Genomic DNA, 15279 nt, shown 5'->3' with positions numbered 1-15279 from the left:
GTGTTCCTTTCGGATCAGCCGCGGCGCGCCTTGGGCGCAAGGGCTGCGATTTCCTTCATCTTGGCGCGCACCGCGCCGTCCGAGCCAAAGCCGTATCGCGCCCATCCCAGACTGTCCAGCCGAACCGCCTGCGCCTCTTCGTCCCGCCCCAGCAGGTCCAGCGCTTCGGCCTGAAGCAGCATCAGCGTCGCCAGAAGGGCGGCGTTTTCGGCGCGGCGGGCGATGTCGAGATGCGGCTCGATCCGGGCCAGCGCCTCGTCGCCGCGTCCACGCGCGACGGAAAACGCCGCTGTTTGCGTGGCGATGAACGCGCGATGCAACTCGGTGCCGGGCGTGCGTTCCAGATAGGACATGGCGTTTGAGTAATGCTGCTGTGCCAGCACCGGGTCGGTCGCCTGAATCATCCGGCCCAGCATGTAGTGGCTGAAGGCGCGGCGATGATCCTGCCAGCCCAGCTCTGATGCCGTGCGTGCCGCCCGTGCCGCCGCCGCGCGGCGGGTTGTCAGCGTGACGCCGGGGCCAAGTGCGGTTTGCACATCGGCAATCCAGTTGCGGGGCGTGGCGGAAATGGCGTGGCTCGGTTCGCTGTCACCACGTGGGTTCATCCGGGTCAGAATGCCGGGCAGGCGACTGGCCACCTCGGTACGCGACATGCCCGAATGCAGCTCGGGGGCATAGGTCGCGCGCAGGATCAGCATGTCGTAGCCGGTCAGGATCGTGTGCACGTTGTCGTCGTTGAAGACGGAGTCGGCCAGTCGATACATGTCGTTCAGCGGCCCCAATGCCTGCGCCAGTTCCTCGTGCAGGCAGTCGCGCACCTCTTGCGGGGCGGTGTCATTGGGCAGGAACACCGCCATGCGATAGCGTTCGCGCAGCATCGACCAGTTGGTTTGCGGTGCGCGCCGGTTGCGCATGAATTCCGCCAGAGAGCTGACGTTGGGCACCACGAAACAGGCGGCCTGGGGCAGGGCGCGCTTGATCTCGGACCGGTTGACCGCTTCGACCGTGATATTGGCCTCGCCGCGCGAGATTTCCGAAATCGAAATCCCGGCTTCGCGATTCAGGCGCGCCAGAAGCGCGGTCAGATCGGTTTTCAGTGAGGCGGGCGCTTGCCCGGCCACGCGCAGGGTGATCGGCCCCTCGAACCGCGTGAAATTCGGCAACTCGCGCCCGCTTTCCAGTTGGAAATGCAGGTCAAGGAAATCCTGCGCGATGTTGACGTTGCTATAGACCGGCGGGCGGACATAGCTGACGCCGAAGGTCTTCATCGGCGGCAGGCTCGACTCGCCGATCTGGGCGCGTGTGGGCTGATCCGGGCTGGTGTCGCTTTCGCAGGCGGCCAGCATCAGAACAGCGCACAGCAGCGCCCACATCTTCATGGCCGCGCGTATTTGATGAACGGCGTCAGCACGCCGATCCGGTCATACAGCTGACGGCCCACGGCGTTGAACTCTTGCGTCATCCAGTAGACAGAGGGCGCGCCCTTGGCATCGGCCACGTCATACACCGCCTGAATCAGCGCGCGCCCCGCACCGGTGCCACGCGCTTCGGGGCGGGCATAGAGATCCTGCAGGTAACACACCTCTTCGATCTTCCAGGCGTGGCGGTGGAACAGGTAATGCACCAACCCCACGGCACGCCCGTCCTGTTCTGCGATCATCGCGTTGAAATCACGCGGATCGTCACCCAACAGCCGGGCAAAGGTGCTGTCATAGACCTCGGGCGTGACAGAGGATTCATAAAATTCGAGGTAACCCGCCCACATCTCCTGCCAGTCGGCACGGTCGCTTTCGCGCAGAGGGCGGACGGTGGTGGCGATCTTGCTCATGGTGGTAACTCAGCGGTTCTGGGCGCGCGCCATGAAGGCGAGCCGTTCGAACAGATGAACATCCTGTTCGTTCTTCAGCAGGGCGCCGTGCAGTTTGGGCAGGGCATTGGCCCCGTCGCGCTTCAGGTCTTCCGCCGTCAGATCTTCGGCCAGCAGGAGCTTGAGCCAATCCAGCACTTCCGAGGTCGATGGTTTTTTCTTCAGCCCCGAAGTTTCGCGAAGTTCATAGAATTGCGTCAGCGCTGTGGTCAGCAGCGATTCCTTGATCCCGGGGTGGTGCACTTCGACGATCTTGCGCATCGTGGCTTCGTCGGGGAAGCGGATGTAGTGGAAGAAACAGCGCCGCAGGAAGGCATCGGGCAGCTCTTTTTCGTTGTTCGACGTGATGATGACCACGGGGCGGTTCACGGCGGCGACGGTTTCGCCGGTCTCGTAGACGTGGAACTCCATCTTGTCGAGTTCCTGCAAAAGGTCGTTCGGAAACTCGATATCGGCCTTGTCGATCTCGTCGATCAGCAACACCACGCGCTCGTCCGAGGCGAATGCTTCCCACAGCTTTCCGCGACGGATGTAGTTGGACACATCGTGAACTTTTTCCTCGCCCAGCTGGCTGTCACGCAGGCGGCTGACCGCATCGTACTCATACAGGCCCTGTTGCGCGCGGGTGGTGGATTTGATGTTCCACTCGATCATCCGCATCCCAAGGGCATCCGCGACCTGCCGCGCCAGCTCGGTCTTGCCGGTGCCTGGTTCGCCCTTGACCAGCAGCGGCCGCTCCAGCGCGACGGCGGCATTGACCGCGATCGTCAGGTCTTCGGTCGCTACGTAATCTTTGGTGCCCTGAAATTTCATGCCTCGCCAATCCTTTGTTTCTGCGCCGGAAACAGCCCCGAGGCTGTTCACATCTTTAAAACAGAGCGTGGCACTATTGTGTAGTGACATTCTCGGGTGCCTCGGATAAACGCTGCGGCAGTGGGGTGCCAGATACCAGGGGAAAATTATGTCCAACGGTCTTGGCCAGTCTGAGGGGGCAAAAATGAAGCAGGAATCCTTCTTGCCGGATGACTATCAACCGGCCGAAGACGAACCGTTCATGAACGAACGTCAGGTTGAATATTTCCGGCGCAAGCTTCTGAACTGGAAACAAGAATTACTTGCAGGAAGCCGCGATACGATCGAGGGTCTTCAGGATGGCACGCGCAACATTCCCGATGTTGCGGACCGTGCCAGCGAAGAAACCGATCGCGCGCTTGAACTGCGGACGCGCGACCGCCAGCGCAAGCTGGTTACCAAGATCGACGCGGCGCTGCGACGCATTGACGAAGGCGAATACGGGTACTGCGAAGTCACGGGCGAGCCGATCTCGCTCAAGCGGCTGGATGCACGGCCGATCGCAACAATGAGCCTCGAGGCGCAGGAACGTCACGAGCGCCGCGAAAAAGTGCACCGCGACGACTGACCGAAGGGTCGCAACAGCTTACAGGCGCCGGGGCCCACGCTCCGGCGTTTTGCGTTTCAAGGGGGCTGTATGGCGCTGACAGGGCAAGAGATCACCGTGCTGGGCGCGGGAATTGGCGGGCTGACCGCGGCGCTGGCTTTGGCCCGGCGCGGCGCGCGGGTACGGGTGCTGGAACAGGCTGAGGCGTTGACCGAGGTCGGCGCTGGAATCCAGATCGCGCAGAACGGCATGGTCGTCCTGCGTGCGCTTGGAGTGTTCGATGACCCACCGCCAGCTGTTTGTTCTCAGGGTGTAGACCTTCGCGACTATCGTGCCGGTCGGCTTGTGATGCGCCTGCCACCGCCTGCTGCCGGGCCGACATGGTACTTTCACCGGGCGGATCTGATAAAAACGCTGGCCCGTGCAGCGCAGGCCGCAGGGGTGAATATCGAGCTTGGCCAGACGGCGGTGGCGGTCAGTACTGTTGGTGGTGCCGCCTGCATCCACCTTGCCTCGGGGCGCGAGATGGAAACGCCTTTGCTCATTGCGGCAGACGGGATGCGCGGGCCGGGGCGAGCCGCTGTCGCGGGGGACACAATCGCAGAATTCTCGGGGCAGGTGGCCTACCGGGCGCTGGTGCCGGGGCAGCCCGGCGCGCCGGAACGGGCCACCCTGACGATGGCGCCGGGCCGACACGCTGTGACCTATCCGCTGCGCGACGGCAAGGTCACCAACATCGTCGCCTTTCAAGAGCGCCGCGACTGGGAGCGCGACAGCTGGCGCGACACGATTGATGCAGCCGAAGTGCGCGCCACCTTTGCGGATTTCGGCGGGCCGGTGGGGCAACTGTTTCAACGCATCGAAACTGCGCATATCTGGGCGCTCTACCTGCATCCGGTGGCCAGCCAATGGCACAAGGGCGCGATTGCTTTGCTGGGCGATGCCGCACATCCAACGCTGCCCTATATGGCACAGGGCGCTTGCATGGCCATCGAAGACGCTTGGGTGCTGGCTGACTGCCTGACAAATGACGGTGGATTTGCCGCCTACCAGGCACGCCGGATCGAGCGGGTCAGGCGCGTGGTCGCAGCTGCCGGTGCAAACGCGTGGCGTTTCCACGCACGCAGTCCAATGCGCGAGATCGGACAACTCGGGCTGACAGTCGCAGGCCGCTGGCTCGCGCCGCGTTACACGTGGTTATATGGGCACGACGTAACGTCCTCCCCGGCGCTCTAAGAGATCAGGCCGACCAGTTCCTGACTGTAGCTGAACATGCTGCTCTATGCTTCCTTTCGGCAATAATACTCAATTGCGCCTCGCTTTTTCCAAGACACATCGCTTGAGTCTGATGGCAGGCATGTGAGTTTTTGTGCCGAAAAGAAATTGGGCTTAAGTTGCTTACAGCAACGCCATACGCTCGGCGCGCTCGGGATCGGGGAAAGGGCGGTAGAGGGCGAAATCAGCCTCGGAGATCAGCATGTGGACGTTGTGATGCAGGGTTGCGATGTCTTCGTCCTGCTGACCGGTCAGGCGAAAGGCTTCATCCAATTGGCTGAGGTTTTCGACTTCGATTTCGAGCAGGAAATCGCGAAAGCAATCGGCGGCAAGGTTCAGTTTGCGCCGCAGCAAGCGCCAGTTCCGGATCACGCCTTTCGTGGCAAGAAAGCTCATCCATTCGTCGACGGCCTTGGCAAAGGCAAGCGCCTTGGCATCGTCGCGTATCGAGATTTGGCAGGAATACAGGTTCACCAGCGCCTCCTTGGTTGCTGTGCAGCGCAGTTTGACCTGAAAGCCGTTACACAACCCTTAAAGTACGCATGAAAACGGCGCCCGAAGGCGCCGCGTTCAATCCCAACCGTTCTGAAGGAATTAGTTTTCCGGGCTATCGGCTTCGGCTTCGGGCGTGTCATCGTCATCGCCCTGATCGGCGATCCAGGCGACGCTGACAACTTCTTCCCCTTTGGCGGTGTTGAACACCTTGACGCCGCCGGCGCTGCGCGAGCGGAACGAGATGCCATCGACCGGCACCCGGATCGACTGTCCGCGCGAGGTGGCAAGCATGATCTGGTTGTCCAGTTCCACCGGGAACGACGCCACGATGTCACCGCCGCGCATGGATTTTTCCCATGCTGTCACGCCCATGCCGCCGCGTCCGCGGATCGGGTAGTCGTGGCTTGACGACAGCTTGCCCAGGCCCTTGGAGGTGATGGTCAGGATCAGGTTCTCGGCGGCCGACATCTCTGCGTAGCGCTCGGCCGGCAGCAGGCTGTCGGCGTTGCCTTCTTCCTCGTCCACTCCGTCTTCTTCGGTCACGCCGGCCATCAGGCGGCGCATCTTGAGGTAAGAGGCCCGTTCGTCCGAGGTGGCATCGAAATGGCGGATCACCGACATCGACACGACTTCGTCGCCATTGCTCAGCTTCACGCCGCGCACGCCGGTCGAATTGCGCGAATTGAACACGCGCACATCCGGCACCGGGAAGCGGATCGCGCGGCCCGAGTTGGTGACCAGCATCACGTCGTCATCCTCGGAACAGATCCGAGCATTGATCAGCCGGGTGTTTTCGTCTTCGCCTTCGAATTTCATCGCGATCTTGCCGTTGCGCATGACGTTGGTGAAATCCGACAGCCGATTGCGGCGGACGGATCCCTTCGACGTGGCAAAGACGATCTGGAGGTCGTCCCATTCATCTTCGTCGCGGTCCACCGGCATGATCGCGGCGACCGAGACGCCCTGCGGGATCGGCAGGATGTTGATGATGGCCTTGCCTTTCGACGTGCGTCCGCCTTGGGGCAGGCGCCATGTCTTCAGCTTGTAGACCATGCCTTCGGTCGTGAAGAACAAAAGCTGCGTATGGGTGTTGGCGACGAAGAGCGTGGTGACCACGTCGTCTTCTTTCAACCCGCCACCCGACAGCCCCTTGCCGCCGCGCTTCTGGGCGCGGAAGTCGGCCAGCGGGGTGCGTTTGATATAGCCGCCCGACGTGACCGTCACGACCATGTCGGCGCGCTCGATCAGGTCTTCGTCTTCCATGTCGCCGGACCAGTCGACGATTTCGGTGCGGCGCGGCACGGCAAACAGGTCTTTCACCTCGCGCAGCTCGTCCCCGATGATGCCCATGATCCGGTCGCGGCTGCCCAGGATTTCAAGGTATTCCTTGATCTTGCCGGCCAACTCTTCCAGTTCGTCCGTCACTTCCTTGACGCCCAGCTGGGTCAGGCGTTGCAGGCGCAGTTCCAGGATCGCGCGGGCCTGTGCCTCCGACAGGTTATAGGTCCCGTCGTCGTTCATCGTATGGGTCGGATCGTCGATCAGGCGGATGTAGCCGGCGATATCCGAGGCGGGCCAGCGGCGCGTCATCAGTTTCTCGCGGGCCTCGGCGGCGTCGGCCGAGGCGCGGATGGTGGCAACCACTTCGTCGACGTTGCTGACCGCCACGGCCAGACCGCAAAGGATGTGGCTGCGTTCGCGGGCCTTGCGCAGGTCATAGGCGGTGCGGCGCGCGACCACGTCTTCGCGGAAGTCGATGAACGACGTCAGGAAACGGCGCAGGGTCAGCGTTTCGGGGCGTCCGCCGTTCAGCGCCAGCATGTTGCATCCGAATGAGGTTTGCATCGGCGAGAAGCGGTAAAGCTGGTTCAGCACCACCTCGGCGGTGGCGTCGCGTTTCAATTCCACCACCACGCGCACGCCGTTGCGGTCGGATTCGTCCTGAACGTGGGCCACGCCTTCGATGCGCTTGTCGCGCACCTGCTCGGCGATCTTTTCGATCATTGCGGCCTTGTTCACCTGATAGGGGATCTCGTCGATGACGATGGCCCAGCGGTCCTTGCGGATTTCCTCGATCCGGGTCTTGGCGCGGATGATGACGCTGCCGCGCCCCTCAAGGTAGGCCTTTCGCGCGCCCGAGCGGCCCAGCATGATGCCGCCGGTCGGGAAATCGGGCCCCGGGACATAGTCGATCAGCTGTTCGCTGGTCAGGTCCGGGTCTTCGATCAGGGCCAGGCAGGCATCCACCACTTCGCCCAGGTTGTGGGGCGGGATGTTTGTGGCCATGCCGACGGCAATACCGCCCGCGCCGTTGACCAGCATGTTCGGGAAGCGCGCGGGCAGGACGGTCGGCTCGCGGTCTTTGCCGTCGTAGTTGTCCTGGAAATCGACGGTTTCCTTGTCGATATCGGCCAGCATGAAGGCCGAAGGCTTGTCCATCCGCACTTCGGTATAGCGCATCGCGGCGGCGTTATCGCCGTCCATCGAGCCAAAGTTGCCCTGGCCGTCGAGCAGCGGCAGGGACATCGAAAAATCCTGCGCCATCCGCACCAGCGCATCATAGATCGCGCTGTCGCCGTGGGGGTGGTACTTACCCATGACGTCGCCCACGGGCCGCGCCGATTTGCGGTAGGGTTTGTCGTGCGAGTTGCCGACCTCGTGCATGGCATAGAGAATACGGCGGTGCACCGGCTTCAGCCCGTCGCGCAGATCGGGGATCGCGCGGCTGACGATGACCGACATCGCGTAATCAAGGTAGGACGTGCGCATCTCATGTTCGATCGACACGCTGGGGCCCGAATAGCTTGGGCGCTCCGGTGGTGTTTCGTCCATGTTTTCAGGGGGTTCTGGCGTATCGCTCACGTCGGCTGCCTGTCTTTTGTGCATGCTCTATATATAGTGGAGGCACCTTATCAGAACCCGTACATAAGGTGCAATAGGGGCTGGCCAGCGCGTTTGGCAGCCGCGGGGGTTGATTGATAACATGCTGTTTTTGTTGATTTTTAAGAATTGCGATTCAAGATGGGTTTATACAGGCAAATTTCGAGGTCGCGCATGGACAGATCCGAGACCGAGCTGATGCTCAAGGGCTATGGGCTTACAACGGCGGAAATCTTCTATCGAATGCCGGATTTTCAGCGCGTGCTGAACAGCTACGTCTGGCAGGATTATGATCTGGCGCCGGATCACAAGCGGTTGTTCGAGTTCATCGAATTCTGGCAGCGCGAGATTGAAGGGCCGTTGCATTCGGTGCGGTTTACGCATCGCAAGCTGATCGGCCCGGGCGAATGGCGCAACATGGTGGGCGAATTCACGCTGCACTAGGGTGCGTTTGATTTGAGTGAGGGGGCTCTGCCCCCGCCCGCTGTGCGGGCTCCCCCGGGATATTTGAGCCTCAAAGAAGGGGCGGGCAGGCGTGCTCGCCCTGTGGCCTGCGGCGGACTGTATGTCAGGCCGAGCAACTGGCTCCGCCCAGCACGCAGAACTTGGCGCAATGGGGGTGGTTCAGAGCCACGTCAGATTCGGCCTGGGCCAGGGTTGGGCCAAGGTCGAACTGCGCGTCGTAGGGCAGCAGGGTGCAGGCCACGACGCTGGGCGCATCGGCGCCGCGGCGTTTCACGACCATGCGGGAGGAGGCGCACATCACGCTGTCGGGCGACTTTTTCAGGATGTCCCAGCAAGCGGTGGTGATTTCGGGCACCTCGACGGTTTCGTCCATCTCGGGGAACAACACGCAGGTGGCCGGGTCGTGCGCGTCGATGTCGAAGTCGTAGCGCGCGAAGAGCGCGGCATAGCCGTCGCGGCCCTCGCTGTCGCTGCCTGTCCACTGCGCCCGCCCGGCTACGGCCATGCGCAGCCCCGCATCGCGAAGCCATTTCATCCCGTCGAGCGTGCGGGCAAAGCTGCCAGTGCCCCGTTCGCGATCATGTTCCGCCGCGTCGAAGTGATCGAGCGAGATTCGCAGCGTTAGCCGCGCGCCAAAATCGCGGTTCAGCGCGGCCAGCCCGGCGCGGACCTTGGGGCGCATCATCGGCTGCATTGCGTTGGTCAGGATCAACACCTCGAACCCGGCGTCCAGCGCAAGGCGCGCCATGTCGATCATTTCGGGGTTCATGAATGGCTCGCCGCCGGTAAAGCCGATTTCGCGCACCGGCCAGCCCCGTTCGACGATCTGGGCAAGGTAGTCGGAAACATCTGCGGCGCTCAGGTAAACCAGCGCATCGTTGGTCGGGCTGCTGTCGATATAGCAGTTTGCGCATGTGATATTGCACAGCGTTCCGGTGTTGAACCACAGCGTTTCCGGGCGGCTCAGCGCGACGCGGGCGCGCTCAGACCCATCGGCAGTGCGGCGCGGGTCAGCGAACTTGCCCGAATTGGCGGCGCTGGCGGCATTATCTTTCATCTTGGCGTCCCGACGGTGGCGTGCTGGTTGGATCTAGCCTATGGCTTTTACAAAACGAAACCCGTGGTGCCACCTCTGACGGATAAGTGATGCCAGCGGAGCACGCCGCTGGACCACGGTGTGTTGTTTGCGCTAACATGCGCCAAACGAGTCTGCCGTGCCCAAGGCGCCGGCGATCGAAAGGACAGGGAAATGGTTTCACGCGTCATTCCAGTCGATCCGTTCGACCTTGTGATCTTTGGGGGCACCGGCGATCTGGCGCAGCGCAAGATCCTGCCGGGCCTGTTCCGCCGCTATTGCTCGGGCCAGATGCCAGTGGATGCGCGTATTATCGGTGCGGCGCGCAGCGAACATGACAGCGCGGAATACCGCGCCTTCGCGGCGCAGGCGATCCGCGAGTTTTCCGGTGGGCGGCGGTGCGAGGATGGCACGCTGGACGATTTCCTGAACCGTCTCGAATACGTCACCATCGACGCGCGCGGCACCGATGGCTGGGAACAGCTGGCAAGCCTGATGCGCGATGGCGTGGTGCGGGCCTTCTATTTTTCGGTCGCGCCGGCGCTTTTTGGCGATCTGGCGCAGCGGATCCACGAACACGGCATGGCAACGGAAGAGTCGCGCATCGTGGTGGAAAAGCCGTTCGGCCATGATCTGGCCAGTGCGCGGGCGCTTAATCGCACGCTGGCGACGCATTTCGATGAAAGCCAGATTTACCGCATCGATCATTACCTGGGTAAAGAGACCGTTCAGAACCTGATGGCTGTTCGCTTCGGCAACATGCTGTTCGAACCGCTGTGGAATTCGCAATACGTCGATCACATCCAGATCACCGTGGCCGAAACCGTCGGCGTGGGCGGGCGCGGCGAATACTACGACAAGTCGGGTGCCATGCGGGACATGATGCAGAACCACCTGATGCAGCTTCTGTGCCTGATCGCGATGGAGCCGCCCGCGAAATTCGACCCGGACGCGGTGCGCGACGAAAAGCTGAAGGTGATCCGCGCGCTGGATCCGGTTCTGCCGCACCATATCGTGCGCGGCCAATACGGCGCGCAGGATGGCGAACACCCCAGTTATCGCGAGGCGGTGGGAAATCCGCGCACCCGCACCGAAAGCTATATTGCGCTGAAAACCCACATTTCCAACTGGCGCTGGGCCGGGACGCCGTTTTACCTGCGTACCGGAAAACGGCTCAAGGCACGGTCGTCTGTCATCAACGTGCTGTTCAAGGACACGCCGCATTCGATCTTTGGCGAAGAGGCGGGACGTCATGCCAACCTGTTGACGATCCGGTTGCAGCCGAACGAGGGCATCACGCTTCAGGTGACAATCAAGGAACCGGGACCGGGCGGGATGCGTCTGATCGACGTGCCACTGGACATGACGTTTTCCGATGCGCTTGGCCCGGAAGAGGCCGACTTTCCCGACGCTTACGAGCGGTTGATCATGGACGTGATCCGGGGCAACCAGACGCTGTTCATGCGAGGAGACGAGGTGGAGGCCGCCTGGGCCTGGACCGACCCGATTATCGCGGGGTGGGAGGCGCGCAACGACGTGCCCAAGCCCTATGACTCGGGCAGCGCCGGGCCGACCGATGCCGAGATGCTGATCCAGCGTGACAATCGCAATTGGAGGGGGATCACCCCGTGAAGATCGAAACCTATGCCGACCGCGAGATGCTGGCCATTGACCTGGCCAACGTTCTGGCGTCAGAGCTGGAAAACTGCCTGTTCAACCACGATCATGCCTCGCTGGCGGTGCCTGGGGGCACGACGCCGGGGCCGGTGTTCGACGCACTCAGCGGGGTCGATCTGGATTGGCGGCGCGTGCATGTGCTGCCGACAGATGAACGCTGGGTGCCGGAAACGCACGAACGCTCTAACGCGCGGCTGATCCGCGACCGGTTGCTGGCCGACCGTGCCGCAGGGGCGCGGCTCGTGCCGCTGTATCGCGATGGCGCCAACCCAGAGGATGCGCTGACCGAAATTACCGCCGAGCTGGCGCGAGAACTGCCACTGTCGATCCTGCTGCTGGGCATGGGCGACGACATGCATACCGCGTCCCTCTTTCCCGGCGCGCCCGGGCTTGATGTGGCATTGGCGGGCAAAACGGGGCCGGTGGCCATTCTGCGGCCCGAGGGTCAGCCCGAAGTGCGGATTTCGCTGTCAGCGCCCGTGCTTGATGGGGCATTGTCAAAGCACCTTGTGATTTTTGGCGCGGCAAAGCGCGAGGCTTTGGAACGCGCCACGACATTGCCGGTGGAACAGGCGCCCATCCGCGCCGTTTTAAGTGATATGACCGTACATTGGGCCGAATGATTTATGCTTGATCTTGACCAGCTGACGTCCCTGCGCGCCGCGCAGGGCAGCCGCCGTATGACCGAACTGTTTGCGGACAACCCGACCCGGGCGCAGGATTTCAGCGTCTCAACCGGCGACATGCGGCTGGACTATTCCAAGACGATGATCGACAGCGCCGTGCGGGATGCGCTGCTGGCTTTGTGCGACAAGGCCGATCTGGCCGCGCGGCGCGATGCGATGTTTTCGGGCGAGCCGATCAACACGACCGAGGGGCGCGCGGTGCTGCATACGGCTCTGCGCAATCTTGATGGCGGCAAGGTGATGGTTGACGGGCAGGATGTCGTGCCCGGTGTCCGCGACACACTGGCGCGGATGCGCGCCTTTGCCGACGGGGTGCGCGGCGGCGCCATCGCCGGGGCAGGGGGCGCAATCACGGATGTGGTGAACATCGGCATCGGCGGGTCCGACCTTGGGCCCGCGATGGCTGTGCGCGCGCTGACGCCCTATCACGACGGGCCGCGCTGCCATTTCGTTTCTAACGTGGATGGCGCGGATATCACCGACACGCTTGCCGGGCTGGATCCGGCGACAACACTGGTCATAGTGGCCTCGAAAACCTTTACCACCATAGAGACGATGACCAACGCGCACACCGCGCGCGACTGGCTGACGCGGGGCGGCGGCGATGCCGGGATGCAATTCGCGGCCCTGTCGACAGCGGGCGACAAGACGGCCGAGTTCGGGATTTCGCCCGATCATGTCTTTGGGTTCGAAGATTGGGTCGGTGGGCGCTATTCCATGTGGGGGCCGATCGGGCTGTCGCTGATGATCGCCATCGGTCCCGACGATTTCGACAAATTCCTGTGCGGCGGACAGGCCATGGATGCCCATTTCCGCGAAGCGGATTGGGCGCAGAACATGCCGGTTCTGTTGGCGTTGGTGGGGCTGTGGCATCATCAGGTTTGTGGCTATCGCACCCGCGCGGTGCTGCCTTATGACCAGCGGCTGGGCCGGTTGCCCGCCTATTTCCAGCAGCTGGAAATGGAAAGCAACGGCAAGTCGGTGGCAATGGATGGCACGCCGCTGCCATATCCCAGCGGCCCGATTGTCTGGGGAGAGCCGGGCACCAACGGACAACACGCCTTTTATCAGCTGATCCATCAAGGCACCGCCGTGGTGCCATGTGAATTCATGGTGGCCGCCAAGGGGCACGAAACCGGGCTTGCCCATCATCACCGGCTTCTGGTTGCCAATTGCCTGGCGCAGTCCGAGGCGCTGATGCGTGGCCGCTCGCTGGACGAGGCGCGCGCCAAGGTGGCCGACCGTTTCAGCGGGGCCGAGTTGGAACGGCAGGCTGCACATCGCGTGTTTCCGGGCAACCGGCCTTCTACAACTTTGATCTATCCACAGCTTACGCCGTATGTTTTGGGCCGTATTGTTGCACTTTACGAACATCGGGTGTTTGTCGAAGGGGTTTTGCTGGGCATCAACTCCTTTGACCAATGGGGCGTGGAACTCGGCAAGGAACTGGCCACATCGCTCCAGCCAATGGTTGATGGAACCGCATCCGCCGACGCCCGCGACGGTTCGACAGCGGCGCTGATCAATTATGTTCTGGGGCACCGATAGGGCCGACCCGCTCCGTTGCGTCACGGGCGCGTGGCTTGTGTTGCAAATGGCCTGAATCATTGCCAATTTATCCGGCAGGAGGAGAAGGGGGCGACCATCGCGCGACCCGCGCGGATCAATCCCAGCTTCAGCGCCATTGCCATCCGCGGCCGGCAACGCTTCGGCCGCCCATGAAAGGAACGTGCCATGCTGGGCCGGATGATGACCGAACCGCTGCTAATTTCGTCGCTGATCGAACATGCGGGGAAATACCACGCCGATACCGAGATCTGGTCGGTCGAGACCACGGGTGGGGTCGAAACCACCTCCTGGGGGCAGGTGGCCGAAAACGCGCGCCGCCTTGGGTCGGCGCTGACGAAACTGGGGCTCGACCCGCAGGCGCGCTGTGCCACGATTGCCTGGAACAACCGACGCCACCTTGAGATTTACTATGGTGTGTCGGGCGCCGGGCTGGTCTGCCACACGATCAACCCGCGGCTGTTCCCCGAGCAGCTGGTTTATATCATCAACCATGCCGAGGATAAGGTGCTGTTCCTCGATGCCACCTTCCTGCCGATTGCCTCCGGTCTGAAAGACAAGCTGCCGACTGTCGAACACTTCGTGCTGATGGGCCCGCGCGACGAAGAGGCCGCCTCCAAGGTTCCCGGCCTCAAGTTCTATGACGAGCTTATCGCCGAGGGTGACCCGGAGTTCGAATGGCCGAGCTTTGACGAGAACACTGCCTCAAGCCTCTGTTACACCAGCGGGACCACGGGGAATCCCAAGGGGGTTCTGTATTCGCACCGCTCGACTGTGCTGCACAGCTTTGCCTCGAACACGATCGACGTGATTGGCTATTCCGCGCGCGATGTGGTGCTTCCGGTGGTGCCGATGTTCCACGTCAACGCCTGGGGTTCGCCCTACGCCGCGGCGATGTCAGGCGCGCGTCTGGTGATGCCGGGGCCGGGGCTGGACGGCGATAGCCTTGTGCGCCTGATCGACACCTACGGGGTGACGCTGGCGATGGGTGTGCCCACAATCTGGCTGGGCCTGCTGGGCGCGGCCAAGAAATCGGGCTCGAAACTCGAGTCGCTGACCCGCACTGTCATTGGCGGCTCGGCCTGTCCGCCGTCGATGATCGACACCTTCCGCGATACCTATGGCGTCGACACGGTGCACGCCTGGGGGATGAGCGAGATGAGCCCGCTGGGCTCGGCCAATCACCCGCTGGCGAAACATGCCAAGCTGCCGTTGGAACAGCAGCGCAAGATCCGTGAAAATCAGGGCCGTCCGCCTTTTGGCGTTCAGCTGAAGATCGTCGACGACAACGGCAAGGATATGCCCGAGGATGGCAAGGCGCAGGGTGATCTTCTGGTGCGCGGGCACTGGGTGCTCGACAGCTATTTCCGTCAGGACGATGATGGATTGCTGGCTGATGGATGGTTCGCCACCGGCGACGTGGCAACGCTCGACCCGGACGGCTATCTGACGATCAAGGACCGCTCGAAGGATATCATCAAATCGGGTGGCGAATGGATTTCCTCGGTCGAGCTGGAAAACATTGCCGTGTCGCATCCGAAACTGGCCAATGCGGCGGTGATCGGCGTAGCGCATCCGAAATGGGACGAGCGCCCGCTTCTGGTGGCTGTGAAAGCAGAAGGCGAAAGCCCCAGCGAAGAAGAATTGCTGGCATGGTACGATGGCAAGATCGCGAAATGGCAGGTGCCCGACAAGGTCGTGTTCGTTGATGCGTTGCCCGTCGGAGCAACCGGTAAAGTATTGAAACGAGAGCTGAAGACCCAATTCAACGATGTGCTGACGGTCTGAGCAACCGGGTGTCGGCATAGGTGCCGGATGCCCCAAAACGTGATGGCGCGGGACACTGTCCCGCGCCGTTAACATTTCACTTGTTACCATACGAACACGCATGACC

At 62.3% G+C, this 15279-nt stretch carries 13 protein-coding genes; 7 read left to right on the top strand and 6 right to left on the bottom strand.

Annotation, left to right across the window (positions count from 1 at the left end; genetic code table 11):
- Positions 1-14: 14 nt before the first annotated feature.
- Genes FGK64_RS01570 through FGK64_RS01560 form a run of 3 tightly spaced genes read right to left on the bottom strand, consistent with a single transcriptional unit; the run spans position 15 to position 2680 of the window.
- Positions 15-1379, bottom strand: coding sequence for a DUF2927 domain-containing protein (locus tag FGK64_RS01570; RefSeq protein ID WP_138862050.1), 1365 nt, complete (start codon positions 1377-1379; stop codon positions 15-17).
- The gene (locus FGK64_RS01565; RefSeq protein ID WP_138862049.1) at positions 1376-1828 is read right to left on the bottom strand and encodes a GNAT family N-acetyltransferase; all 453 of its coding nucleotides are present in this window, start codon (positions 1826-1828) and stop codon (positions 1376-1378) included. The genes FGK64_RS01570 and FGK64_RS01565 overlap by 4 nt, the downstream gene beginning before the upstream one ends.
- Positions 1829-1837: 9 nt before the next feature.
- Complete coding sequence (locus FGK64_RS01560) at positions 1838-2680, bottom strand: AAA family ATPase (RefSeq protein WP_138862048.1); 843 nt, start codon at positions 2678-2680, stop codon at positions 1838-1840.
- A gap of 184 nt (positions 2681-2864) precedes the next feature.
- On the opposite strand from FGK64_RS01560, the gene dksA reads away from it, so the two are divergent.
- The gene (gene dksA / locus FGK64_RS01555; RefSeq protein ID WP_138862047.1) at positions 2865-3287 is read left to right on the top strand and encodes an RNA polymerase-binding protein DksA; all 423 of its coding nucleotides are present in this window, start codon (positions 2865-2867) and stop codon (positions 3285-3287) included.
- Between the two features lie 69 nt (positions 3288-3356).
- Positions 3357-4502: an FAD-dependent monooxygenase gene (locus FGK64_RS01550; protein WP_138862046.1), complete on the top strand. Its 1146-nt coding sequence runs from the start codon at positions 3357-3359 to the stop codon at positions 4500-4502.
- A 162-nt stretch (positions 4503-4664) separates the two neighbouring features.
- Here FGK64_RS01550 and FGK64_RS01545 read toward each other — a convergent pair whose 3' ends face one another.
- Both FGK64_RS01545 and gyrA read right to left on the bottom strand, forming a co-directional pair.
- Positions 4665-5015, bottom strand: coding sequence for a DUF6614 family protein (locus FGK64_RS01545; RefSeq protein WP_138862045.1), 351 nt, complete (start codon positions 5013-5015; stop codon positions 4665-4667).
- Positions 5016-5135: 120 nt separating this feature from the next.
- On the bottom strand, positions 5136-7868 hold the full coding sequence (gene gyrA, locus FGK64_RS01540) for a DNA gyrase subunit A (RefSeq protein ID WP_171053993.1): 2733 nt from the start codon (positions 7866-7868) through the stop codon (positions 5136-5138).
- Positions 7869-8090: 222 nt separating this feature from the next.
- Here gyrA and FGK64_RS01535 point away from each other — a divergent pair, with 222 nt between their 5' ends.
- Positions 8091-8360 (top strand): usg protein, encoded by a 270-nt coding sequence (locus tag FGK64_RS01535; RefSeq protein WP_138862043.1) that lies wholly within the window; start codon positions 8091-8093, stop codon positions 8358-8360.
- Positions 8361-8484: 124 nt separating this feature from the next.
- Here FGK64_RS01535 and FGK64_RS01530 read toward each other — a convergent pair whose 3' ends face one another.
- Positions 8485-9438, bottom strand: a complete 954-nt coding sequence (locus tag FGK64_RS01530) for a radical SAM protein (RefSeq protein ID WP_138862042.1) — start codon at positions 9436-9438, stop codon at positions 8485-8487.
- A gap of 192 nt (positions 9439-9630) precedes the next feature.
- Between FGK64_RS01530 and zwf the strand changes: the two genes are divergently transcribed.
- The 4 genes from zwf to FGK64_RS01510 all read left to right on the top strand — a co-directional run bounded on the left by zwf (position 9631) and on the right by FGK64_RS01510 (position 15173).
- On the top strand, positions 9631-11088 hold the full coding sequence (gene zwf / locus FGK64_RS01525; RefSeq protein WP_138862041.1) for a glucose-6-phosphate dehydrogenase: 1458 nt from the start codon (positions 9631-9633) through the stop codon (positions 11086-11088).
- Entirely contained in the window at positions 11085-11756 is a 672-nt protein-coding gene (gene pgl / locus FGK64_RS01520; RefSeq protein ID WP_138862040.1) for a 6-phosphogluconolactonase, read from the top strand. Before zwf ends, pgl begins: the two co-directional genes overlap by 4 nt.
- Before the next feature lie 3 nt (positions 11757-11759).
- Positions 11760-13367, top strand: a complete 1608-nt coding sequence (pgi, locus tag FGK64_RS01515) for a glucose-6-phosphate isomerase (RefSeq protein WP_138862039.1) — start codon at positions 11760-11762, stop codon at positions 13365-13367.
- 186 nt (positions 13368-13553) lie between these two features.
- Positions 13554-15173 (top strand): long-chain-fatty-acid--CoA ligase, encoded by a 1620-nt coding sequence (locus FGK64_RS01510; protein ID WP_138862038.1) that lies wholly within the window; start codon positions 13554-13556, stop codon positions 15171-15173.
- The last annotated feature ends 106 nt before the right edge of the window (positions 15174-15279 follow it).

This window comes from Arenibacterium halophilum (assembly GCF_005938225.1).
Classification (GTDB): Bacteria; Pseudomonadota; Alphaproteobacteria; order Rhodobacterales; family Rhodobacteraceae; genus Arenibacterium; species Arenibacterium halophilum.
Note: the sequence above shows the minus strand (reverse complement) of the source record. Positions and strands in the feature narration are given on the sequence as shown.

Coding starts and splice junctions, on each gene's coding strand:
- FGK64_RS01570 (WP_138862050.1), bottom strand. CDS start 1,379: ATGAAGATGTGGGCGCTGCTGTGCGCTGTTCTGATGCTGGCCGCCTGC.
- FGK64_RS01565 (WP_138862049.1), bottom strand. CDS start 1,828: ATGAGCAAGATCGCCACCACCGTCCGCCCTCTGCGCGAAAGCGACCGT.
- FGK64_RS01560 (WP_138862048.1), bottom strand. CDS start 2,680: ATGAAATTTCAGGGCACCAAAGATTACGTAGCGACCGAAGACCTGACG.
- dksA (WP_138862047.1), top strand. CDS start 2,865: ATGAAGCAGGAATCCTTCTTGCCGGATGACTATCAACCGGCCGAAGAC.
- FGK64_RS01550 (WP_138862046.1), top strand. CDS start 3,357: ATGGCGCTGACAGGGCAAGAGATCACCGTGCTGGGCGCGGGAATTGGC.
- gyrA (WP_171053993.1), bottom strand. CDS start 7,868: ATGGACGAAACACCACCGGAGCGCCCAAGCTATTCGGGCCCCAGCGTG.
- FGK64_RS01535 (WP_138862043.1), top strand. CDS start 8,091: ATGGACAGATCCGAGACCGAGCTGATGCTCAAGGGCTATGGGCTTACA.
- FGK64_RS01530 (WP_138862042.1), bottom strand. CDS start 9,438: ATGAAAGATAATGCCGCCAGCGCCGCCAATTCGGGCAAGTTCGCTGAC.
- zwf (WP_138862041.1), top strand. CDS start 9,631: ATGGTTTCACGCGTCATTCCAGTCGATCCGTTCGACCTTGTGATCTTT.
- pgi (WP_138862039.1), top strand. CDS start 11,760: ATGCTTGATCTTGACCAGCTGACGTCCCTGCGCGCCGCGCAGGGCAGC.
- FGK64_RS01510 (WP_138862038.1), top strand. CDS start 13,554: ATGCTGGGCCGGATGATGACCGAACCGCTGCTAATTTCGTCGCTGATC.